This is a genomic window from Arthrobacter sp. StoSoilB13, from assembly GCF_019977255.1.
Taxonomy (GTDB): Bacteria; Actinomycetota; Actinomycetes; order Actinomycetales; family Micrococcaceae; genus Arthrobacter.
Genome location: NZ_AP024649.1, coordinates 799160 through 820888, shown reverse-complemented (window position 1 = coordinate 820888; position 21729 = coordinate 799160). Strand labels below are relative to the sequence as shown.

General features: G+C 62.2%; 18 protein-coding genes and 1 pseudogene. 9 read left to right on the top strand and 10 right to left on the bottom strand.

Going from position 1 to position 21729, the window contains the following annotated elements; all coding sequences use genetic code 11:
- Window positions 1-3: 3 nt before the first annotated feature.
- The 5 genes from LDP01_RS22400 to LDP01_RS22380 all read right to left on the bottom strand — a co-directional run bounded on the left by LDP01_RS22400 (window position 4) and on the right by LDP01_RS22380 (window position 5941).
- Window positions 4-1131 (bottom strand): hypothetical protein, encoded by a 1128-nt coding sequence (locus LDP01_RS22400; protein WP_224094310.1) that lies wholly within the window; start codon window positions 1129-1131, stop codon window positions 4-6.
- Window positions 1128-2405, bottom strand: coding sequence for a glycosyltransferase family 2 protein (locus LDP01_RS22395; RefSeq protein ID WP_224094308.1), 1278 nt, complete (start codon window positions 2403-2405; stop codon window positions 1128-1130). Before LDP01_RS22395 ends, LDP01_RS22400 begins: the two co-directional genes overlap by 4 nt.
- On the bottom strand, window positions 2402-3325 hold the full coding sequence (locus LDP01_RS22390) for an ATP-grasp domain-containing protein (protein ID WP_224094306.1): 924 nt from the start codon (window positions 3323-3325) through the stop codon (window positions 2402-2404). The genes LDP01_RS22395 and LDP01_RS22390 overlap by 4 nt, the downstream gene beginning before the upstream one ends.
- A complete protein-coding gene (locus LDP01_RS22385) occupies window positions 3325-4239 on the bottom strand; it encodes a PIG-L deacetylase family protein (RefSeq protein WP_224094304.1) in 915 nt (304 codons plus the stop codon). Before LDP01_RS22385 ends, LDP01_RS22390 begins: the two co-directional genes overlap by 1 nt.
- 187 nt (window positions 4240-4426) lie before the next feature.
- Complete coding sequence (locus LDP01_RS22380; protein ID WP_224094303.1) at window positions 4427-5941, bottom strand: RNA polymerase sigma factor; 1515 nt, start codon at window positions 5939-5941, stop codon at window positions 4427-4429.
- Between the two features lie 209 nt (window positions 5942-6150).
- On the opposite strand from LDP01_RS22380, the gene LDP01_RS22375 reads away from it, so the two are divergent.
- Window positions 6151-6846 carry a hypothetical protein gene (locus tag LDP01_RS22375; protein ID WP_224094302.1) on the top strand — a complete coding sequence of 232 codons (696 nt, stop codon included), beginning with the start codon at window positions 6151-6153 and terminating at the stop codon, window positions 6844-6846.
- A gap of 90 nt (window positions 6847-6936) precedes the next feature.
- Window positions 6937-7518 (top strand): Ig-like domain-containing protein, encoded by a 582-nt coding sequence (locus LDP01_RS22370; protein WP_224094301.1) that lies wholly within the window; start codon window positions 6937-6939, stop codon window positions 7516-7518.
- A 15-nt stretch (window positions 7519-7533) separates the two neighbouring features.
- On the opposite strand, the gene LDP01_RS22365 is transcribed toward LDP01_RS22370, so the two are convergent.
- Window positions 7534-8373, bottom strand: coding sequence for a hypothetical protein (locus LDP01_RS22365; protein WP_224094300.1), 840 nt, complete (start codon window positions 8371-8373; stop codon window positions 7534-7536).
- 292 nt (window positions 8374-8665) lie between these two features.
- On the opposite strand from LDP01_RS22365, the gene LDP01_RS22360 reads away from it, so the two are divergent.
- Window positions 8666-9493, top strand: a complete 828-nt coding sequence (locus LDP01_RS22360; protein WP_224094299.1) for a DUF1684 domain-containing protein — start codon at window positions 8666-8668, stop codon at window positions 9491-9493.
- Between the two features lie 29 nt (window positions 9494-9522).
- Here the strand turns inward: LDP01_RS22360 and LDP01_RS22355 are convergent, their stop codons facing one another.
- The gene (locus tag LDP01_RS22355; RefSeq protein ID WP_224095130.1) at window positions 9523-10794 is read right to left on the bottom strand and encodes an acyl-CoA dehydrogenase family protein; all 1272 of its coding nucleotides are present in this window, start codon (window positions 10792-10794) and stop codon (window positions 9523-9525) included.
- A complete protein-coding gene (locus LDP01_RS22350; protein ID WP_224094298.1) occupies window positions 10794-11627 on the bottom strand; it encodes an SDR family NAD(P)-dependent oxidoreductase in 834 nt (277 codons plus the stop codon). The genes LDP01_RS22355 and LDP01_RS22350 overlap by 1 nt, the downstream gene beginning before the upstream one ends.
- Before the next feature lie 90 nt (window positions 11628-11717).
- Here LDP01_RS22350 and LDP01_RS22345 point away from each other — a divergent pair, with 90 nt between their 5' ends.
- The 4 genes and pseudogenes from LDP01_RS22345 (at window position 11718) to LDP01_RS22330 (ending at window position 16896) form a co-directional block, all read left to right on the top strand.
- Window positions 11718-12875, top strand: coding sequence for a glycoside hydrolase family 76 protein (locus tag LDP01_RS22345; protein WP_224094297.1), 1158 nt, complete (start codon window positions 11718-11720; stop codon window positions 12873-12875).
- Between the two features lie 189 nt (window positions 12876-13064).
- Window positions 13065-14126: an iron ABC transporter substrate-binding protein gene (locus tag LDP01_RS22340; protein ID WP_224094295.1), complete on the top strand. Its 1062-nt coding sequence runs from the start codon at window positions 13065-13067 to the stop codon at window positions 14124-14126.
- Between the two features lie 4 nt (window positions 14127-14130).
- A complete protein-coding gene (locus tag LDP01_RS22335) occupies window positions 14131-15732 on the top strand; it encodes an ABC transporter permease (RefSeq protein WP_224094293.1) in 1602 nt (533 codons plus the stop codon).
- Window positions 15733-15767: 35 nt separating this feature from the next.
- A pseudogene (locus tag LDP01_RS22330) lies at window positions 15768-16896 on the top strand (ABC transporter ATP-binding protein).
- Here the strand turns inward: LDP01_RS22330 and LDP01_RS22325 are convergent.
- Window positions 16897-17502 (bottom strand): YdeI/OmpD-associated family protein, encoded by a 606-nt coding sequence (locus LDP01_RS22325; protein ID WP_224094291.1) that lies wholly within the window; start codon window positions 17500-17502, stop codon window positions 16897-16899.
- 99 nt (window positions 17503-17601) lie between these two features.
- Here LDP01_RS22325 and LDP01_RS22320 point away from each other — a divergent pair, with 99 nt between their 5' ends.
- On the top strand, window positions 17602-18321 hold the full coding sequence (locus tag LDP01_RS22320; protein ID WP_224094289.1) for a hypothetical protein: 720 nt from the start codon (window positions 17602-17604) through the stop codon (window positions 18319-18321).
- A gap of 368 nt (window positions 18322-18689) precedes the next feature.
- On the top strand, window positions 18690-20369 hold the full coding sequence (locus tag LDP01_RS22315) for an MSCRAMM family protein (protein ID WP_224094287.1): 1680 nt from the start codon (window positions 18690-18692) through the stop codon (window positions 20367-20369).
- 97 nt (window positions 20370-20466) lie between these two features.
- On the opposite strand, the gene LDP01_RS22310 is transcribed toward LDP01_RS22315, so the two are convergent.
- The gene (locus LDP01_RS22310; RefSeq protein ID WP_224094284.1) at window positions 20467-21723 is read right to left on the bottom strand and encodes a M20 family metallo-hydrolase; all 1257 of its coding nucleotides are present in this window, start codon (window positions 21721-21723) and stop codon (window positions 20467-20469) included.
- Window positions 21724-21729: the final 6 nt, after the last annotated feature.

Below are 21729 nucleotides of genomic sequence, written 5' to 3'. Positions count from 1 at the left end.
TAATTACCGGACCCAAGCCTTCCGCAAGACCTCCCAATGCGCGTCGGTCATGAGGCTTACGGGTGTCACGGACACCGAGGTGGCCCCGCCCCGGGAAGCCTCACGCAAAGCCGTTTCGAACCTTTCCGGGGAGATCGTGCCGTCATCGGACCAGAGCCCGATAGACAATGACATGCGGGAGCCCGCGCGGCGGGTCAGGGCTTCTGCGAGGTCCTTCGTCCGCGGCGAGCGCTCGGCATTAAGTCCTACGTACTCCCAAACGTGGAGCCGGTCGAGCTGCTTTAGCAAGAGGTCGTAATCGTGGCCGCTGTCGGAGCGGTCCGCCGACGGTGATTCCCGCGGCGAGCGCACGTCCATCTCCAGCCGGACGCCATAGGGTTCGACGGCGGCTGCCACCCTGCGCACGATGTCAGCCATGGCTTCGCTCCGCCAAGTGCTGATCCGGGCATCCGACTGGTCGATCCCGCCTTCATGGTTTCTGGGCCAGTCATCTTCTCCGGTGGTGGCTTTGAAGTCATCGAAGTCATCACTGCCAAAGGTGAAATCATCGAACATCAATTCCGTGAGATTCACCGCTGTGGGCCGGTACTTCTTCGCGACGGCGGCAGACAAGGAAGCCAAGCGGGCGCCGGCCTTGCCGTGCCGCAGGGACGACACACTGGCGAAGGCTTTGGATGGCTCACCAGCGATATTCCGACCGGCCAGGGAGGGGTCCTCACTCAGCGCACGGTCCAACAGGACATCGATCGTGAGGATCACATCCCGTTCCTTCCCACTTTTCGCCAATGCTGAGATCGCCTCCCCCACGAAGTCCCGTCCAGTGCGGGAAACCTCATAAGAGGCCGAGCCGGCTTGGCCGGACCAGGGAAAGGCCGTCCAATCTGTGCGTCCCACGGAGATCGATACGGCGGTGGCGTCCACGGCTTCCAATCGTTCCGCCAGGTCCACAAGGGGTAAACGGTCCTCGTTGACGACGTCCTCAAACCCAAGATTCACCATGCGGTCCATCGGACGAACCTCCGTTTCTGCTCCACACGCGGCGACACCCGTCAATGCAACGCCAAGGAGAACGGAGCCCACCAGGGCAGCACTTAGCCTGGCAAACAGCATCCTGGATCCGAAAGCCTTCATACCCCTGCCTCGTAGCGGGGGCCGGATTCTGTGGCAGTTATGGAAATGACGCCCGTCCGTTGCAACTTGTTCCAGACGGCAGGGCTGCCGCGGATCTCCTTGATGATTGCGCTGGCTAAAGCCAGGCCAACGAATACCGAATACAGGGGCCACAGGGGCAGCGTCCATAGAAAACGAAGGTCCTTCCATGAACGGTTGAGGCCAATGGAGAAGACAATTAGCGCCAGGGACACAAACAGTCCCAACCAGCCAAGAATGGCGAGGACTTCACCGGGTACCGGACCAGAACCAGCGAGGTACAGGAACGGCAGCACAGCCAAGATGGCAAGTTGCAGCACAGGGATCACCACCATGGTGATGGCGTTGAACAAAAGAAACATGCCAAACAGCCCGTAACGCCGCCGGCCCAGCATACCGATATGCATCCGGAGCGTCTGAAGCAAGCCCCGCGACCACCGCACGCGCTGCCGCCACAATCCGCCCATCGTTGACGGCGACTCGGCATAGACCAGGGCTGAGGGCTGGAACCTCACCCGGTAGCCGGCCTTGTAGACACGCCAAGTGAGCTCAAGATCCTCACCGAGCGTGTCCTCGTGAAAACCGCCTACCAGCTGGACTACGTCACGGCGGAAGGCACCTATGTTCCCGGAGACGATCGGCAGGCAATGCAGCAAGGACAAGGCCCTGCGGACCAGGCCTGTCCCGACGTGGCTTAGGACGGCAAGCATCATCGTTTGAACGCGATTCAGGTTAACCGGCCGGTCGTCGCCGCATACCGCTCCTACCTTGGTGTGATCAAAACCCTCGAGCATGCGCATCAGGGTGTCGGGGGCAAAAATCCCGTCGGCGTCGACAAACATCAGGATGTCTCCCTTGGCCTTGGCGATGCCATAGTTGAGCGCAGCCCCCTTCCCTGCGTTCGTTTGGGAGAGAAACCGGACCCGATCATATTGATCTGCAAGCCCTGCCATGATGCTGGCGGTGGAATCAGTGGAACCGTCGTCCACCAGAATCACTTCCAGGCGTAAATAGCGGCTGGCAAGTATCGACTCGACGCAACTGGTGATCACCACGGCCTCGTTATAGCCGGGCACGATCACAGAGACCAAGGGCCGGTCAGTGATGACGGAATAGCGATGCCTGGCGGAGTTGGAACGGTAAAGCCGGTTGAAATACAAGGCCAATGGAACGTAGACGATTTTGACCACACCGAAACTGAGAATCAGCACGCCTCCAACCTGGACAAACGCCAGGGCAGCATCAAGAGGTGTCACGCACGCCTTCCGGTCAATCGACCGGCAACATATCGGCCCAGGACGTTCTCCAGGAGTTCGGGGGCGAACGCACTGTTTGCACCGAACCTCGCGTTGATCTCCAGTACCACCGGGCTTCCGTCCTGCAGGCGGCGCACGTCCACGTCGATGGGCCCTGTCAACCCGAGCGCGGTCACGGCTGAATCAGCCAATTGAGCAACGTCGGCACTCCCGGCTCCCTCGATCCTCCTGACGGACACGGCGTTGCCCACGCGTCCCTCTTTGAGTTCTGTCTTCTCCAGCACCACCACAAGATCGTCCTGACCCGGCTCAGGCCTGTGGTGGAGGACCACGGGCGCGTACTCCGTTCCAGGCGCGAATCGTTGCACAATCCAGGAATCGTCCAAGGAGGACCAGACGTGGGCGGCGTTCCGGCCGCCGTCGGCAGCCTTTTCCAGTACCTGCACCCCGCGTCCGCCGCGCGAAATCCGAGGCTTGACCACCAGGGATCCCCCTAGCCGCGCCATCGCCTGATTGACAGAGGCGAAATCGCCGGGCAGCCCGAAATCCGGGACAGCGACGCCTGCATTTGCAAGGCATCCCATGGTGAGGAATTTGTCATTCGCGGTTCGAACGGGTGCGGGGTCCGCAATAAGGACCTCGACATTAGGAGCGAAGCCTTGCCTGGCTTCGGAAACCAGGACGAGTTCATCGCTGACGGTGGGCACCACAAGATCGATGGCATGGACGCCCGCGAGTCCCCGCAGTTCCCAGAGATAGTCGGGAGAGCTGGAGGGCGATACCAAGGAGACCATGTGAGCCGCGGAACCGTTCACTGCTTGCATATCAACGCCCAGGACCCAATGTCCCAGTTCTCTTAGCTGGCGCGCCAAGGAGGAGCCAGCTGGTCCTCCGACGCCTGTTACGAGTACCCGAACCATCAGAACTCCCCTACGGCAGAGCCAAGCAGCCGAACAGGTTCGAAACCCTCTGCGTATGTCGTCTTTACTTGCGAGCCCCTGAACGCTGCGAGGCTCCGTACTCTTTCTGCACTCATGTAAGGCTTGCCCTTTTGGTTCCGGTGCATGGCAACGGCGTGAATCTTTACGTCCACATACCCCGCGATATCCACGAAGACGCTGGGATCGAACTGACGTGTGGATGAAGGACTCTCGAAGCACAGGATGGAGGAGTGCTGGCGGGCCGCCCGCATAGTCGCACTGTGTACGGCCTGATGGTCCTGGTGGTAATCGTTACGGGAATGGGTAATCACAACGTCGGGGCGAAAATCGCCCATCACGACCTCAATCGCCTGGACCATTTCATCCCCGTGTTCGGCGAGGCTGGTGTCCGTAAAGTCGTGGACATGGACTTTGGAGGCGCCCATGAAATCCGAGCCTGACGCGGCTTCGGTCAAACGGATGGCACTGTCTCCACCCTTTCCCCCCGAGCTCATCACCATGGTTCGGACTTCATGGCCGGCATCGGCCAATTTGGCGAGGGTGGCACCGCAAGCCAATTCCAGATCGTCAGGGTGGGCTCCTATGGCCAGCACCCTTCGGGGCTGCGAGGCCACACCATGATGAATCCTGAAGGCGGGCGCGACAAGAAAGCCCACAATCAACCCGGCTCCTGCGAGAAGGACTATGATCTCAAGCCACGGGCGGTGCGCCGGCTCCATTGCGCATCCCACCAGTGACAGCAGCAACAGGGCGCCCAAACTTGCCATGGCCCATCGGAGGCCATGCGGCGAGCTGAACCTGCGGACGAACCAGTTTTGACCGATCGGGGCCAAAGCCCAAACCGCCGCCAACGTGCCCAGCAAGCCTGCAACGGCCAACAACGTTGCTTTCATATTTCCCCTAAATTGCACAGACAAAAGAGCGGCTGCCCTCTCGGGGCATTGCCTCTCAGTTAGTGGCCGGCGGAATAGGTTCGTGACGCTGCATCCGGCAGTGATTTACTGTCAGTATTTGTGCACAAATTCGCCCGCTGCGAGGCCACTCCCACTCAAGGAATATGTCAGGACACCGGCGCCCTTTTTACGCTTGGATTCGGCGGAAACCTGAAAATGGAGATCGCTCCGCCGTGCCGAAGCTGTAATGCAGGTGACGGCTGTCCGCCCCTCCATGGAGCAGGACCACCCTTCCGGAGCAAGCAGTGAACTCTCCTGGATCCGTGCATCCATTTCTACTGAGAACACGGCTTTGGCCGGTCCCAGGGACTGTGAGCCGCCGATACCAAAATCCACCTCCATGGCCGTCATGCCGGAACCACGGTCCTTGGGTATCCGCACCGACGCTGTCACCGCCCCAAGTGACGCGGGCAGGGCTCTTGCAGCTGGTGGGGTGGGGGGCCGGCGAGGGTTCAAGGTGTTGCGGCGACGGCTGGGACTCCGAGCCGGAAGGGACCGGGCCAACGGCCAAGGGTTCGGGCGCGGCGGCGGACGGTTCAGACGCGACGTTCGACGGTGACGGCTCAACGGCACCTGGCGAACCGGGCAACGCCGGGCTTGGATTCGACGTGGGTACCGGAGCCGGGGTCCCGATGAAAGATTCCTGACGGGAGGAACTCGTTTCAACGGCCAACTGCTCCATGGGGACATCCGGCGTCAAGCGACCAACGATTCCCACCGCGCCTAGAGCCAGGCCCAATCCTGCCACCGCAACCATGGCCATTACCGCTGGTTGCCCAATAGCCGGCACCACTATCGCCGCCTTGATGGGGACCAGCCCTCCCAAGACACCCAGTCCGGCACCCTTAGCTGCCAAGGTGGCGAGAGGTATGCCGGTCACGAGCGGGATAAGCACAGCCCTCATGGTTCCCTGAACGTCCTTTAGTTCCGAGAGGGCAAGGGTGCATTTCGAGCAACCATTAAGGTGTTGACGCATCTTGCGTTCAGCAATCCTTGACAGTCCTCCTCGAATGAATGTACCGAGTTTCGATGCGAATCCAGCGCAGTCACTGTCCAGTGCTTCCGCCACGTGGGCTTGCAGGTATTGCCGCCTCAGGCCTTCCCGTGCCCGGAGCGCCAGTGCTGACACGGCATTCGCGGACAGACCCAGGAGTGGTGCCACCGCCGCTGGCTTCATTCTTTCCACGTCCAGATACCAAAGCACCGCCTGCCACCGCTCTGGAAGGGCGCGAAATGCCTTTGCAACCGTATGGGATTCGAAGGCTTTGACTACGGCATCGGGTTCCGGCATCGTACGGTCAAGAATGGCGTCGTCGCTACTGGGCAGCGACCGCCCGGCCTTCCGGTTCCGATGATGTGACAGGCGGGTGACAGTGGACAGCAGATAGGCCCTGAAGAAGTTGTCCGGCCCCCGTCCCGCAACGAGGCTCTGCAATACGGCTTGGAAAGCCTCGGCCACAACATCCTCGGCATCACTTGGATTGTCCACGTTTCGCCGGGCCACTGTGGACGCGACAGACACATGGCGTTCATACAGTTCATCGAATGCGGACATGTCACCGCCGCGCACCAACCCGATAAGATGACCATCGCTCTCAACTCCTGCGCTGGAAGCGTTGTCGGTACCTGTCCCGGATGCCATTTAAGGCACCCCCACAACATGAAAAATCGTGCCCATATAGACGGAGTGGGCATCCCTTGCAAGTCATGACGCGAATTTGTACAGAACGTTTATTAAAGAGAACCTCCTGCCCGTTTTCGTCATGAATCCCAACTCGGATGCACTAGTCGGATATGACATCGTTCCGGACAAAATCATTCGCTGAATGTACATTTTCCCGACACCTGTTGATGCGCAGATGGCAGACCACCAGTTATCAGCATGGTTGGCGGTTCCCCGCAGACTGGTTCCTGCCCGAGGTCCGCTCGGTGGTGACGTCGCTGGCTACACGGGCCAGTGTTCCACCTCCTACAGCAAGATCCTTGGGCGCGGCGCGAGCCCGGAACGGCGTTGGTATCAGTGAAACCATGACGGATTTCCGCGCCCTCTTCCTTGCAGCAGACCGGAACATGGACATCGAGGCTCTCCAATCCTTGGCTGAAGGATGGGCAGAGGCCGCCGAATCGGCACCGCCGATTTCGTGCACGGACGTTCAGACGGGGCTGGCCACGCAAGCCCATTTCCAGCGACGTATCCACGAACTCTCCACTTTTGGGGTGGCATGTTCCCACCCTTACGCTCTAGCGGTCCTGTCACTGCCCCAACCTCTTGAGAGCCGCGGCCATTGCTGGACGCTTCTGGCGCGGCTCGGAGAAACTGTTCAACGGCAGCTGCACGGGACAGGCGCTACGGCCATGTATAAGAACTCTGCTGTCCACGTGCTGTTGCCCCTCTCAGCAGGCAACCTTGGGCAACTCATGGAGTGCAGGACTGCCATGGAAAGCCTGGGTGAAGGAGCCCTCCGCCCCGCGCGCATGCAGTTCTTCCCGTTGGCAAATTCCCCTTCAGAACCAGCGCCCCAGGATTACCTTCCCGAAGCAATGTGAGTGAAGCCTGTTGGTGCCGTCACGAACAGCGTCGAGCCGCCACTCACATGCGACGAGACACGCTTCCGCATTCGAAGGACTATCCAACACATGAAGAATCAGCTCCATCTAAAGTCCGCCTCTCTGGTGGCCGCACTACTGGCCGTCGTAATGACAGCCTTCGGGCTCGCCTGGTCGGCAGGGCCAGCCAATGCTGCCGTGATCCCGGGTGCAGCGGTCACCATCAGCACGGATTCAGTAGTTACGAGCCAATGGGACCAAGTAAACCTGACCTGTCAGTGGTCCGTCCCTGACAACTCGCAACCGGGCGATACCTTCAACCTGCAGCTGCCACCAGAACTTCGCTGGTTTGGTGCCGCGTCATTTGATCTTGACAACGCCGACGGCGAAACAGTCGCCAAGGCGGCAGCCAACGATGCCGGACAAGTGGTCTTCACGTTGACCGACTTCGTGGCGGAACATCCCAACAATGTGGGTGGGACGTGTAATTTCAGCACGCAATATGCTGTGCAGCCGGGCACCGGCGAAACGACCGAACTGAACTTCGCCGTGGGATCAACAGTGGTACGCGTGCCTGTCCGTGTCGACGGTCCATGCACCAAGGACTGCGATCCCGCTCCCCCTACTTCGGCGGGCAAGTCGATGTGGTGGGGCCGACGCTCCGCAAACTGAACTTGAATCCATCTTTTACATGCCTCCAATGCCTTCAGAATCAAACGACGTCGTTGTGACGGACACGCCCGCCGCTGGCATGGAAATCGATTGCGACCACATCACTCCGCGCGTCGGCAGAGTTGTCAGCAGCTCCGGAAACATCACCGAGCCAATGGACAACGAACGATACCCCGCAACTGTTGAGTGCACTCCCCACGAAGCAACGGTGCGATGGACGGGCCTGCCAAAGGGTGAACGGGTGGAGCTGTTCGTCGTCACCAAAGTGACGGACAGGAAGCTCAACGTGTACACCAACAGCGGAACCGTAACCATTGCTGGTGAAGAAACCCCTGTCGGCGCCGAAACGCGGCGGACCCACGCTGACGGAACAGGCGACGGAACGGCAAGCCCCACGGCAACACCCACACCGACGCCGAGCCCCAGCACCGGAACGCCCACGCCGACGCCGACGCCGACCACCAGCACAGCAACACCCACACCCAGCGCCACCGCAACACCCACGCCGACGGCAACCCCGTCACCGAGCCCGACCACCAGCACAGCAGCACCCACGCCGACGCCGACCACCAGCACAGCAACACCCACACCCAGCGCCACCGCAACACCCACGCCGACGGCAACCCCGTCACCGAGCCCGACCACCAGCACAGCAGCACCCACGCCGACGCCGACCACCAGCACAGCAACACCCACACCCAGCGCCACCGCAACACCCACGCCGAGCCCCAGCACAACAACACCTGCATCCACACCCAGCACAGCAACACCCACACCCAGCGCCACACCCAGCGCCACGGCAACACCCAGGCCAAGCACAAGCACCGCGGTGCCTGTAGCGACCGACGAGCCCACTCAGCCCGCAGAAGTTACGGCGCCAGAACCCCTTGCTTCGACTGGCGCTCAAAGCACGGCGTTCATCTTCGCAGCCGCCGCGCTGTTGGCCTTGGGATCGCTGCTCGCTTTCCTGGGCGCCCGGCGTTCGGCAAGTCGACAGCACTGACCAACCGACCGATGGGCCGTGCATTGGGTGCACGGCCCATCGGTGCCCTCCGGGAATGCCCGCTTCCGGGAATGCACACCGGCGGCGCATAGTTGAGGAGATTGCAAAGCCGCCAACCGTGGCTCACATCTGCCGAGGAGAACCATGAACTCGCCCACCACTGCAACAGACGCCCAGCTTGCCCGTTGGGAGCGGTTCCGAGCGTCTCGGAATGCAGCACTGGCCTCCGATCACGGCTGGCTGACGCTGACCTCGTTTCAGTGGCTCGAGCCGGAGCCCTCGGAAGTCGAGTTTGCTCCTGGGCTGTGGTCAACGGACGGCACGACTGCAACCCTCACGGCCACCAGAGGGGATGGCCTGACCCTCGTTGAGAGCGGGGAAAGCGTCGATGGCACAGTGACGGCGACCCTGCAGGATGAAGAGTCCCTCATGTGGGTGCAGTACGGCGGCGAGGACGGGAAGCAGGTGGTGGTGGAGCTTGCGATGCGGGCGGACAAGTACGCCATCCGGACCAGGGACGCGGGCTCGCCCGTTTTTACGGACTTCGCTGGGGTTCCCACCTACGACTACAGCCCGGACTGGGTGATTCAGGGCCGGTTCGAACCCTATGACCAGCCGGTGGATGTACCCATCGGAACGGCCAACCCCTTGGTGGATGGCGTCCATCGCTCGGTCGGGGAAGTGGTGTTCCGGGTTCCCGGCGTTGCTCATGAAGTTCGCCTCCACGCCGAGGAAGAGAAACTCGGTGCCTTGAACGTGACGTTCCACGATGAGACCAACGGCGACACCACGGATGAATGGCGGAAGGTTTTCATCCCCCGCCCACGCCCGGATGGATCCGTGGTGATCGATTTCAACCGCGCCATCAACTACCCCAGCGCTTTTACCCCTTACGGCACCTGCCCCATGCCGGTCCGCGGAAATTCCATCGATGTCCGCGTTGAGGCTGGCGAAAAGATCCCTCAGGAGTAAAGCGCGGGGCGCCCGGACAGCGAAAGAGGCTACACGATGGCGGAGACGCCCGTTACGGCACGGCCCACGATCAACGAGTTGATCTCGTATGAGCCCTCATAGGTGAAGATGGCCTCGGCGTCGGCAAAGATCTTCGCGATTTTGTAGTCGGTGACGATGCCGTTTCCGCCCAGGATGGAGCGGCCCAAGGCAACGCTTTCACGCATCCGTGCACTGCAGTATGCCTTTGCCAGAGCCACCTGGGCCATGTCGGCACCGCCGTGCCGGACACCCTGCGCGTCCCGGGAAATACCCTCCTGTAGTTGGGCGATCCGCACCATCATCCCCATGCTCGCCACGGCGTTGCCCAGCATATCCACCAGGTGCTGCTGGATCAGCTGGAACCTGGCAAGGGGTTTACCGAACTGCAGCCGTTCCACCGCATATTGCCGCGCGACATCGAAGGCTGCCAACTGCTGGCCGACCGCCTGCCAGGCAACCATGATCCGTGAACCGCGCAAGAGGTGGTTCGTATCCGAGAAACTGCTGATTCCGGCGAAACGGTCTGATTCCGCGACGTGGACGTCGTCGAAGAGAATGTCGGCGTTCTGCACAGTTCGGAGCGCGATCTTGTTCTCGATCCGGCTCCGGGTGATGCCTGGCAAGGAGGCGTCCACGATGAATGCCCGAACGGCGCCGTCGCTTTCGTCCTTGGCCCACACCAGCATGTAGTCGCAGAACGTCCCATTGCCGATCCAGCGCTTGGCGCCGTTGATCACCCAGTAATCGCCGCCGTCCGACGCCGCTCTTTCCACACGCCGGGCTGTGGTCTGCATGCCGCCCGCGACGTCGGACCCATGCTCTGGTTCGGTGAGCGCGAAGGCGCCTGTAGTGCGGAGGTTCGAGGCGTCGTCGAGGTATTTGTCCTGTTGGGCGTCGCTGCCAAAGTCGTAGAGCGACTCAACGAAGAGATCGTGGTGGACCATGAAGAACGTCGCGATGGAGGTGTCCACGCGCGTCATCTCGGCTATGACCAGCCCGGCGAACAAATGTGTGTAACCGCGCTGGGCCGGAGCACTGAGGCGAAGGGCCGCGAGCTTGGGCAGGATCTGTTCGGGGAACTCGGCCTTGTCCCACCACTGCCCTGCGTAGGGGGCGATCTCGGAGGCAAGGAAGGAACGGAGCTCGTTGAGTTTCCGCTGTTCCTGGACGCTTAGGAGAGATTCAAAGTCGAAGAAGTCAGCCGTAGGCAGGTCCGCCACAGATGCTGGTACCTGACCCACCAAAGCCGCAGTAGTCGGCCCACCGCTGTAGTCGCCCATCATTTCAGACCCATGCGGATGGCGCCGTCCAGCCGGATCGTCTCGCCGTTCAGCATCGCATTCTCGACGATGTGTGCGGCTAGATTGGCGTATTCGGCCGCGCGGCCAAGCCGTGCAGGGTGAGGTACCTGCTGGCCGAGTGACTCCTGGGCAGCCTGCGGCAATCCGGCCATCATTGGGGTCTCGAAGATGCCGGGGGCAATAGTGGCAACCCGGATCAGCGAGCGGGCGAACTCGCGCGCCAAGGGCAATGTCATCGCCGCAACCGCACCTTTGGACGCGGCATAGGCAGGCTGGCCGATCTGCCCTTCGAAAGCGGCGACGGACGCCGTGTTGATAATGACTCCGCGTTCGGGGCCGCCCAATTCAGTGGAAACCGGCTCGCTTTCCACCATGGCCGCAGCTGCCAAACGGATGACGTTGAAGGTTCCGACGAGGTTGATCTGGATGACTTTGTTAAATGTCTCGAGCGGCAGAACACCCTCGCGGCCCAGGACCTTGCCCGGCGTCGCGATGCCGGCGCAGTTAACGACTATTCGCAGGGTTCCCAGTGAAGCAGCGGCGTCGACGGCGGCCTGGACCTGGGCTTCGTTGGTTACGTCGGCGGGGGCGAAGACGGCCCGCGGACCCGCATCGCCGCTGGCGGAACCTACCGCATTCGGGCCAACCGCCGAGCCAATGGCGTTCAACTCCGCCGCATAATCTTCCCCGGCAGAGTTTGGCAAGTCCACCAGCACCACCGACGCTCCGCCGTCGAACAAGCGTTTGGCGGTTGCCGCGCCCAAGCCTGACGCCCCGCCGGTGACCAGCGCGACCGTGCCCTTGATGTCCATCCATCCTCCTTGATGCAGACTCAAATCCGTTAATGCATGTTAACTGGAATTGTGATCGAGCGCACCCTGGGCCCCGGATAGGCTGTTCCCATGCCCACCGAAAGCAACCCCACCGGCCAGCAACCACCCACAGCGGAGGCAGCAGTGTGGGCGATTCGCGCAGACGAGGCCGCACGGTCCGTGACCCACGCTTTCGGCCGACGGCTGCTCTTCCTTCCGGGTACGCACATCGGCGCCGTCAGCATCCCCCCGCGGCGCTTCCGCAGCGTTTTCAACCCGTGGCATTACTGGTGGCAGGCGCACTACGTGGATTGCCTGGTGGACACCGGACGCCGCGAACTGGCCACCAAAACAAGGTTCGACGGCGACTCCCGCCCGAGCGCGGGACGACTCGCTTCCCGGCTGGTCACCACCATCCGGCTCCGGAACTTCTTCAGGTTCGTCAACAATTACTACGACGACATGGCCTGGCTGGCACTATCCACCCTTCGATTGGAACAACTGGCCGAGGAGACGCGGAAGCCAGGACGCCGCCGAAATGCGTACGTCCGCAGGAAGCTAACGCTGCAATTCGATTCGGCTTCCACGGACGACCTGGGCGGCGGAACGTTCTGGAGTACCAAGCGGGATTTCAAGAACACGCCCGCAACGGCGCCCGTGGCACTCTACTTCGCAAGAACAGATCGCCGCGAGCGGGCTCAAGCCCTGGTGAACTGGCTGAACAGCAAGCTCCTGCACCCGCAACGCGCCCTGTATTTGGATGGACTTCGCATACGGAATGGGGAGATCGTCCTTGAGGACGCAGTCTACACCTACAACCAAGGCCCAATCCTTGGGGCACTTCTGGAACTGGGCGGACAGGAGAACCTGGACCGCGCCGCCCACTTGGTGGAAGCCGTTGCGAGGGAGCTCACCGTTCCCGGGACGCAGGTAATCCACGGCGATGGAACCGGGGATGGGGGCCTCTTTACCGGCATCCTGATCCGGTACCTGGCTCTCGCGGCCAGGGATCAGCGCCTGCCGGAAGCAACCCGCGAAACAGCCGGGGTCCTCGTTCTCAGCACAGCCGGGGCCTTCTGGGATGGCCGCCGGGAGTCCGGCGATGATCCCAAAAGTCCGGACCTCACCTTCTCCCCCAGCCCCTTGCGCCCGGCGAGTGAAACGTATCCGGCGGGGACCGCCGTCGAGCTTTCCACCCAACTGCAGGCGTGGATGGCGCTTGAGGCTGCGGCCACGCTGGAACCGTAGCGCGGTAATTACGGCACGCAATAGTTCCGTAATTGTTGTGATCCTTATCACATAACCCCTCTCGGCTTTGGAAGCATAGGTTTGCCTAACCTACGCTTTTCTCAGCGGGCTCCCCCAAACCTTCCCGCTCGTACGGACCAAGCCCCAAAACTTGGCACTCCGTGTCTTTGTTCGCAGAAAGAAGCCCTCATGAAGCTCTCGAAAAACGCGCTGGCGGGAATCGCCCTGCTCGCCTCCGCCGCCCTTGGCCTCACCGCCTGCGGTTCCAACGCCGGCACCCCCGCCGCCTCCGGTTCGCCGTCGTCAGATGCTGCTGCTTCCGGCGAAGGCATCACGGTGTACAACGCGCAGCATGAGAGCCTGACCAAGGAATGGGTGGATGCCTTCACCAAGGAAACAGGCATCAAGGTCACCATGCGGCAGGGCTCGGATACCGAGCTGTCCAACCAGATCGTCCAGGAGGGTGCTGCTTCTCCGGCAGACGTCTTCCTGACGGAGAACTCCCCCGCAATGGCGCAGGTGGAGAACGCCGGACTCTTTGCCGACGTCGACAAGGCCACGTTGGACCAGGTTCCCGCCGAATTCCGGCCTTCCACGGGCAAGTGGACCGGCATCGCCGCCCGCTCCACCGTCCTGGTCTACGACAAGAACAAGATCAGCGAAGACAAGCTGCCCAAGTCCATGCTGGACTTGGCGAACCCTGAGTGGAAGGGCAAGTGGGCCGCTTCACCGTCGGGTGCTGACTTCCAGGCGATCGTCGCAGCACTGCTTGAGCTCAAGGGTGAAGCCGCCACGGAAGAATGGCTCAAGGGCATGAAGGAAAACTTCAAGGCCTACAAGGGCAACAGCACGGCCATGAAGGCCGTGAACGCCGGTGAAGTGGACGCCGCACTGATCTACCACTATTACTACTATGGCGACCAGGCCAAGACCGGCGAGAACTCCAAGAACGTCACGCCGTACTTCTTCAAGAACCAGGATCCGGGCGCGTTCCTCTCGGTCTCCGGCGGCGGTGTCCTGAAGTCGTCCAAAAAGGCAGCAGATGCCCAGGCCTTCCTGAAGTTCATCACGGGCAAGAAGGGCCAGGAAGTCCTCAAGACCGGTACCTCGTTCGAGTACGCCATCGCCTCGCAGGTGGATGCCAATGACAAGCTTGTCCCGATCAAGGACCTGCAGGCGCCCACCGTTGACCCGGCCAAGCTGAACTCCACCAAGGTCACCGATCTGATGACCAAGGCAGGACTCCTGTAATTCTGTGACCACTGATCTATCGGCTCCCGACATTCCCCAGTCGGCAGGGAGCACGACGACGGCGGGCAAGGGCAAGCGCCCTCGCCCGCCATTCGGCGTTTCCACGGTGTCGTTGCTGGCAGTGTTGATTGCACTGTTTTCCCTGATGCCGCTGGGTTACGTCATCTTCATGACGGCAGCGACAGGCTGGGACACCGCCGTCGAACTCATTGTTCGCCCACGGGTTGGCGAACTGCTGTTGAACACCATCATGTTGACGGTCCTGACCGTGCCGTTGTGCCTCATTCTTGGGGTGGGCGGCGCTTGGCTGGTTGAGCGCACCAAGCTACGGGGAAGCCGCTGGTGGGCCGTGGCACTGGCTGCTCCGCTCGCCATTCCCGCCTTCGTGAACAGCTACGCATGGGTATCGGCCGTACCTTCCCTGCAGGGCATCTGGTCCGGCGTGCTGATAGCCACCCTGTCCTATTTCCCTTTGGTCTACATTCCCGCAGCCGCGACGCTGGGGCGGTTGGATCCGGCGATCGAACAATCCGCCGCGTCGCTTGGCCTGGGGTCCTGGGCCGTGTTCTTCCGGGTAGTGCTCCCGCAGCTTCGTATCGCAATGACCGGCGGTGGGTTGCTGGTGGCGTTGCACCTCCTTGCGGAGTATGGCGCTTTCGCGATGATCCGCTTTGATACCTTCACGACGGCGATCATGGTCCAGTTCCAGTCGACGTTCAACGGTGCCGCCGGAAACATGCTGGCCAGTGTCCTGGTCTTCCTCTGCCTCCTTCTTCTCCTTGCCGAGGTCAAGAGCCGTGGCACAGCCCGCTACGCGCGGATTGGTTCAGGCGCCCAAGCGAAAGCAACGCGGGCGCCCCTGGGCGGATACCAAGCTCCGGCGCAGCTCGCTTTGCTGGCCCTGACAGGGCTGGCGTTTGGGCTTCCTGTCTGGTTCGTCCTGCGCTGGCTTTCTGCCGGAGGCGCCGAGGTTTGGGCGGCCGACGAATTCCTGCCCGCGTTGCTGCAGACCCTCCTGTACGGGGCTGCCGGTGCCGCAGTTACCACGATCGTGGCTTTTCCCATGGCCTACCTGGCAGTGCGGCATCCAAGCTGGTTCAGCAAGATGCTTGAACTGTCCAACTACGTGACCAGCTCCCTGCCCGGAATCGTTGTGGGCCTCGCGTTCGTCACCGTCAGCATCCGCGCAGTTCCCGGCATCTACCAAAGTGCCGGAGTGCTGGTGGCCGCCTATGTCCTGCTCTTCCTTCCCCGGGCGCTGGTCAACATCCGCTCCGGGCTGGCCCAGGCACCCAAAGAGCTCGATGAAGCCGCTCAATCCCTTGGCAAAGCTCCGCTGGTGTCCTTTTTCAGGGTGACCTTGCGGCTCACGGCCCCGGCTGCGGCAGGTGGTGCTGCACTGGTCTTCCTGGCCATCGTCAACGAACTCACGGCCACCCTCCTTCTCTCGCCCAATGGAACCCGCACCCTGGCAACGGAGTTCTGGAGCAAGAGCAGCGAGATCGACTACGCAGGCGCTGCGCCCTATGCGCTGTTGATGATCGTGCTTTCCGCCCCGATGACCTACCTTCTTTTCCAACAGTCCAAGAAAGTTGCCGGACAGTGACCGAACAATCTCCCCCCAGGCTCCCGTCACCGCGCGTGGCGCCATCCATTGTGCCCACCACCAACACGCACTTGGACATCGCTGAGGTCACAAAGAATTTCGGTTCCCAGGCTGTGTTGAAGGGCGTCAACCTTTCCGTTGCCAAGGGCGGAACGACCGCCATCGTTGGCCCTTCCGGCTCCGGCAAAACTACGCTGCTTCGCCTGATTGCAGGTTTCGAGCACCCAGACACCGGCACTATTTCGCTGAACGGCTCAACGGTTGCGGGCGATGGCGTGTGGTTCCCCGCGCACAAACGGCAGGTGGGATACGTCGCCCAGGATGGGGCTCTTTTCCCGCATTTGACCGTGGGACAGAACGTCGCTTTTGGACTGGATTCGGGAAAGCTCGACGGCGGACGGCGGGCTGTAGCGTCCCGCGTCCAGGAGCTGCTCGAAATGGTGTCGCTGGATGCGTCCATGGCAAAGCGGCGGCCGCACCAGTTGTCCGGCGGGCAGCAACAGCGCGTCGCCCTGGCGCGTGCCCTGGCCCGCGAACCCGAGCTCATGTTGTTGGACGAGCCGTTCTCCGCACTCGACGCCGGACTCCGGGTAGCCACCCGGCGGGCAGTGGCCAACGTGCTCAACGCGGCCGGCGTTACAACCATCCTCGTAACCCACGACCAAGCCGAAGCCCTTTCCTTTGCCGACCAGGTAGCCATCATGCGTGGAGGCAAGCTGGCACAAATTGGCAACCCCTTTGTGGTCTACACCCGCCCAGCAGACCGCGCCACGGCCGAATTCCTCGGCGACGCCGTGATCCTGGACGCGTGGATGGAAGGGTCCCTGGCCACGTGTTCCCTGGGCGGGATTCCTGTCCGCCGGCCACCGGCACAGGGCAAAGTGCAGCTCATGCTCCGCCCGGAGCAAATACGCATCGCACCCGACGGCCCCGATCCGGGGCGTCGTTGTGGATACGGACTACTTCGGTCCCGAAACGACCGTCCGAATAAGGCTCGCCGCTTACACCGCGGCGGACGGCGTCCTATCCGGAAATGGCCACCGCTACCCCGGCGGCGGCGAGATCATCACCATCCGGCACTGGAACGCGTCCATCACCAAGCCCGGCACGGAGCTCAGCCTTCGCGTCGTGGGCGAAGGCGTGGCGTTCGCGCCCGAAGCCTGACTACCTGGGCTCGGAAGCGGGGCGCTTCTTCTGCGGGTACGGGGCCTCGTGCCGGGCAAGCATCTCCACAAAACCGGCGATTTTCCTCTCCCGCGTGTCTGCCCTTTTGACAAGGTTGGTCCGGTGGATGAGGGCGAAACGGTTCTGGGACGTCAGGACGTCGAACATGGCCTGCGCCTCCGGAACAGCAGCGATGGCAGCTGCGAGATCATCAGGAACCACAGAATCGGCGGGTCCGGCATACGCAGCTTCCCAGCGCCCATCGGCTTTGGCGGCGTCGACGGCGGCCCACCCGGCTGCTGTCATCCTTCCTTCCTGGTCCAAGCGCGTAATGTGCCCGACGTTGCGCGCTGACCAGATGCTCCGGCGGCCCCGGGGTGTCATGCGCTGGAAGTAGCTTTCGGCGTCGCGGCTTTTCGATTGGCCGTCGATCCAGCCGAAACACAGCGCCTCGTCCAACGCGGCGTCGTAGTCCAACTCCGTGACGTTCCCACCCTTCTTGTGAAGGACCAGCCACACGCCAGGACTGTCGGCAGCGTGTTCTTCAAGCCACGCCCGCCATGTGGCCGCGTCCTTGACGATCAATTCTTCGAGCTCAATGGGCATGGATTCATTCTGCGGCAAACCGGGCGGCATAGGCTGGAGGCCAGAAGCCGGAGTGCCAGCAGAACCCGGAGTGCCAGTGAAGCCAGCCCAGGAGGACCCATGTTGCGAGCCCGCCCCATCCACTTCACCTCCCGCCCGCATCAGTGGACTGAACTGCTGGAAGCACTGGGCATGGTCAACACGGTCAAGGATGGCGACTGGTTGGAGTTCGATGCCGGCTCGGGTCGGCTGGCGCTGCACCGCGTGGAACACACGCAGGCGATGAGCGGCACACCGCAGGACGGCGTCACGATCTTTGGCGTCGAGGTTGGAGTGCTGGAAGAGTTCGCCCGGCGCACACAGGAGGACGGGACCATCGCAGAAGTCACCGAGGCCTCGCATGGGCAGACCGTGCAGATCACTGCCCGGGATGGCTTCTCGTTCCTGGCGGACCCCGCCCCGCGCGCCGGGGATGGCACCTGGGCGACGTCGGACAAAGCCGACCCGGCCCTTGCCGTGGTAGCCACCTGGGTGAGTCCCGGCGTCGACGACTCCGCGCAGGAGCTCCGCAACATCGGCGGCCGCCCGCGGACGTCGGATGACGAATCGGCGACGTTCACCGCCAAAAACGGCGGGATCCTGCGCGTGATCCACGGTCCGGCGGCAGAGTCCGGCGATCTCGCTTTTGAATACGACGGCGATCTGGAACCACTGATGCAAAGGCTTAACGGGGCAGGGGTTGAGGCCCGCATTAGCGAGGGTGTCCTGTACGTCGCCAACCCGGATTCGGTGGGCGGCTCGGCACCGGCGTCGATCGTTGTGGAACGACCACGAGCCTGACAGGCGGCACGAAAAGTCGTTGCCTTTGCCCCTCACCGGGCCTAGTATCAAATGGCTGGGAAGGATGGGGGACTGCAGTAACGCGCGCCCCGAAGCTCAGCCGGGACGAAATTTTCGGCGTTTGGGGCCGAAAACGTGAACGCCCACAAAGGGCGATTCGTCCTGAACCATCACTACCACCCGCATGCATCACGCATCTTCGCAGCCGGCGACGCATGCCCGGCAGCGCCATCGCTCCACGGTCTCGGGGCGGTAACTCATCCCAGAAGGCAGCTTAAGCAAACGGGCTGCCCAAAACCCGGGGGAATGTCGCGGCGCCGGATAACCCCGTCCGGGCCGTACGGTTTCACTAGAAATCAGGCACCCTAATGAGAAACAAGAAACTCACCTCGATTGGCGCAGCCGCAGCCTGTCTGGCTTTGGTCCTCTCAGCAACAGCTGCCCAAGCCAACCTCACCGGAAGCCCCTTTGACGCGGCTGACGGAAACCTGGTCCTCAACGACGAAACACAGGATTGGGCCACGGCCCCCATCAGTTGCGTTGCTCCTATCTCAGGTTGCGGAATCGACCTGGCGACGGGCCAGAACGATAATTCGTTCGGCCAGGGCACCAAGGAGGACACAGAAGTCCCGGCTGTGGTCACCGGCTCCATCCCGAATAACAAGAGCGATCTGCTCCGCTTCTACGCCTATTTGAAGACCGAGTCCAACGGCAAGGACTACGCCTACTTGGCATGGGAACGGGTCCAGGAGCCTACGGGCACCACCAACATGGACTTCGAGTTCAACAAGAGCACCGCTGTTTCGGCCAATGGTGTGACTCCGGTCCGGACCGCTGGTGACGTCCTGATCAAGTACGACCTCTCGCAGGGCGGCACAAGCCCGACTCTGGGCTTCCACCGGTGGGTCGCCACCGGATCCAAGTCCCTCTGCGACTCCGCAAACAGCACTCCATGTTGGGGCCCCGTACAGCCCTTGACCGGCAACTTCGAGGGATCCATCAACGATCCTGCCAACAACCCACCGTCCGGTACGGTAGTTGACCCGATCGCGCCGAATGCACCACGCAACCTCTCTGCCCGCACCTTCGGCGAGGCCGCCATCAACCTGACCGATGCCGGCATCATCCCGGCCGGTTCATGCGAAACCTTCAGCGGCGCCTACCTGAAGAGCCGGTCCTCCGACTCCTTCACTGCGGCTTTGAAGGACTTCATTGCACCTGTGCCGCTGAACTTCAGCAAGTGCGGTTCCATCAAGATCCATAAGGTCACCGTAGGCGGCGACGGAACGTTCGGCTACACCACCACCGGTGGGCTGACGCCGTCGACCTTCAGCCTGAGCAACGGCGGAACCCGTGACTACGGCACCTCGGTGGCGGCGGGAAACTACAGCGTCACTGAAAGCACCTTGCCCTCGGGCTGGACGCTGACGGACCTGCAATGCACCTCATCCGGAACAGGCACGTCCACAAGCCGTAGCGGAGCAACGGTGAACATCGTCCTGGGCTTCCAGGGCAGTGTTGACTGCACCTACACCAACACGGCTAAGGGAACCATCAACGTCCACAAGAGGGACGACGGAACAGGCAGCGGAGCATCGCTGGCCGGTGCCGTCTTCACACTGTTCAACAACGCGGCCCCGCTTGAAACGCGTGGAGCGGAAGACACCACTACAGGAGTCACCTGCACCACGGATGCCAGCGGAAACTGCTCCTTCACGGACGTGTTGGCTGGAGAGTACTGGGTTGTTGAAACCACCACGCCTGCGGGCTATGACACAGCGGCGGACCAACGGGCAACAGTTGGAGCTGGCGGTACCGTCAGTCTGACCTTTACCGATCCCCGTGACTTCAGGATTATCGTGCTTGTCTGCAAGTCCGCGGACAGCTCACTGTATCCGAGCACAGTAACGGTCGACGGCGTCGACCTCACCTCGCTGGGTACAGCCCCGGCAGGCTTCACCGCCGCACAGGTTTGCGCCCTCGGTGGCGCTGCCTACGACGACAAGAAGGTCGGCGACCACCCGGCCAACGTGAACATCCCTCAGTAACAGGAGCGGATATCCCGGCCGATCCAAGGCCGTCATTCACCTAAACCAGGAAGCACCCCCACTGCGGCGGGGGTGCTTCCGTGCGGCGGGCAGGAATTTAGTCCGCCAATACCCCATCACAGAGCCGGCTGACAACCTCGGTGAGCATGGTGAGCCCGGCCACGATGTCTTCGTCCGTAGTGTATTCGTGTTCGTTGTGGGAGATGCCGTCCACGCTGGGCACGAACAGCATCACGGTTGGAACAAGGTCCTTCATGTTCGTGGAGTCGTGTCCGGCCAAGGTCATGACTTCTTTGTTGGACAGCCCCAGGTCGGCGGCGACTTTGGCGGCCAGCTCCACTCCTTCGGGCTGGTACGGAGTCACGGCCCAGGAGTGCGAGTGGTGCTTCTCCACCGAGACGTTGGCTAGCCGTTCGATTTCCGTGATGCGGGCATGCAGCAGGGCGTCGGCCTCGGCAAGGACGGCTTCGTCGGCGCTGCGCAGGTCCAGGAGCAGGTTCACGCGGGAGGGCACCACTACGGGCGAGTTCGGGTACACGTTGAGCTGCCCCACGGACGTGTGGAGTACACCGGGGAAACGATCCGCGAGTTCGCGCGCCGCAACCACCAGCATGGAAGCACCCAGGAGGGCATCCTTGCGATCCGCAATCACGGTGGAACCGGTGTGCGCCTGCTCGCCATGGACCACGAACTCGTACTTGTTCGCTGCCCAGTTGGAGCTGACCAGACCGATCGTGATGCCTTCGCGCTCCATGCTGCGGCCCTGCTCGATGTGGATCTCGGCGCAGTAAGCAGCCTCGGGCCCTTCAAAGGTTCCCCGGCAACCGATCGCGTCCAGGGCGTCGCGCACCGTAATCCCGGCAGCGTCCTTGGTGTTGAGCGCGTCTTCCAGTTCCAGCTTCCCCGTGTAGACGGACGAGCCCATCATGGAGGGCTTGAAGCGGCTGCCTTCCTCGTTGAACCAGTTGACGACGGCGAGATTGAACCTGGGTGCTGCGGCGCCGGCTCCCCAGCGTGCAGCCAAGCGGAACGCGGCGTGGGCCGCGGCGAGGACGCCGTACGCGCCGTCGTAACGTCCCGCCGTCGGCTGTGAATCCATGTGCGAACCGACCACCACGAAGGGCGCACCGGGTACAGCCTCGTACAGGCCCCACTGATTGCCAGCGTGGTCGAACTTGACTGTGAAGCCGTGGTCTTCCAGGAGTCCTGCCAGCCAGCGCCGCTGTTCGCCGTCGGGAATGGTCGCGGCTTGGCGGTCCACGCCGCCGTTCTCCGTGGCGCCGAACGCACTCATGGTTTGAAAGTCCTGCACGAAGGCGGTGTCCTGGGCGGTGAAACGTGTGGTGGTTGTCATGGTCTC

What these genes read in the sequence shown, in the direction of transcription:
- LDP01_RS22400 (WP_224094310.1), bottom strand. Translation starts at nt 1,131, where the DNA reads ATGAAGGCTTTCGGATCCAGGATGCTGTTTGCCAGGCTAAGTGCTGCC.
- LDP01_RS22390 (WP_224094306.1), bottom strand. Translation starts at nt 3,325, where the DNA reads ATGGTTCGGGTACTCGTAACAGGCGTCGGAGGACCAGCTGGCTCCTCC.
- LDP01_RS22385 (WP_224094304.1), bottom strand. Translation starts at nt 4,239, where the DNA reads ATGAAAGCAACGTTGTTGGCCGTTGCAGGCTTGCTGGGCACGTTGGCG.
- LDP01_RS22380 (WP_224094303.1), bottom strand. Translation starts at nt 5,941, where the DNA reads ATGGCATCCGGGACAGGTACCGACAACGCTTCCAGCGCAGGAGTTGAG.
- LDP01_RS22375 (WP_224094302.1), top strand. Translation starts at nt 6,151, where the DNA reads ATGCGCAGATGGCAGACCACCAGTTATCAGCATGGTTGGCGGTTCCCC.
- LDP01_RS22370 (WP_224094301.1), top strand. Translation starts at nt 6,937, where the DNA reads ATGAAGAATCAGCTCCATCTAAAGTCCGCCTCTCTGGTGGCCGCACTA.
- LDP01_RS22360 (WP_224094299.1), top strand. Translation starts at nt 8,666, where the DNA reads ATGAACTCGCCCACCACTGCAACAGACGCCCAGCTTGCCCGTTGGGAG.
- LDP01_RS22355 (WP_224095130.1), bottom strand. Translation starts at nt 10,794, where the DNA reads ATGGGCGACTACAGCGGTGGGCCGACTACTGCGGCTTTGGTGGGTCAG.
- LDP01_RS22350 (WP_224094298.1), bottom strand. Translation starts at nt 11,627, where the DNA reads ATGGACATCAAGGGCACGGTCGCGCTGGTCACCGGCGGGGCGTCAGGC.
- LDP01_RS22345 (WP_224094297.1), top strand. Translation starts at nt 11,718, where the DNA reads ATGCCCACCGAAAGCAACCCCACCGGCCAGCAACCACCCACAGCGGAG.
- LDP01_RS22340 (WP_224094295.1), top strand. Translation starts at nt 13,065, where the DNA reads ATGAAGCTCTCGAAAAACGCGCTGGCGGGAATCGCCCTGCTCGCCTCC.
- LDP01_RS22325 (WP_224094291.1), bottom strand. Translation starts at nt 17,502, where the DNA reads ATGCCCATTGAGCTCGAAGAATTGATCGTCAAGGACGCGGCCACATGG.
- LDP01_RS22320 (WP_224094289.1), top strand. Translation starts at nt 17,602, where the DNA reads ATGTTGCGAGCCCGCCCCATCCACTTCACCTCCCGCCCGCATCAGTGG.
- LDP01_RS22315 (WP_224094287.1), top strand. Translation starts at nt 18,690, where the DNA reads ATGAGAAACAAGAAACTCACCTCGATTGGCGCAGCCGCAGCCTGTCTG.
- LDP01_RS22310 (WP_224094284.1), bottom strand. Translation starts at nt 21,723, where the DNA reads ATGACAACCACCACACGTTTCACCGCCCAGGACACCGCCTTCGTGCAG.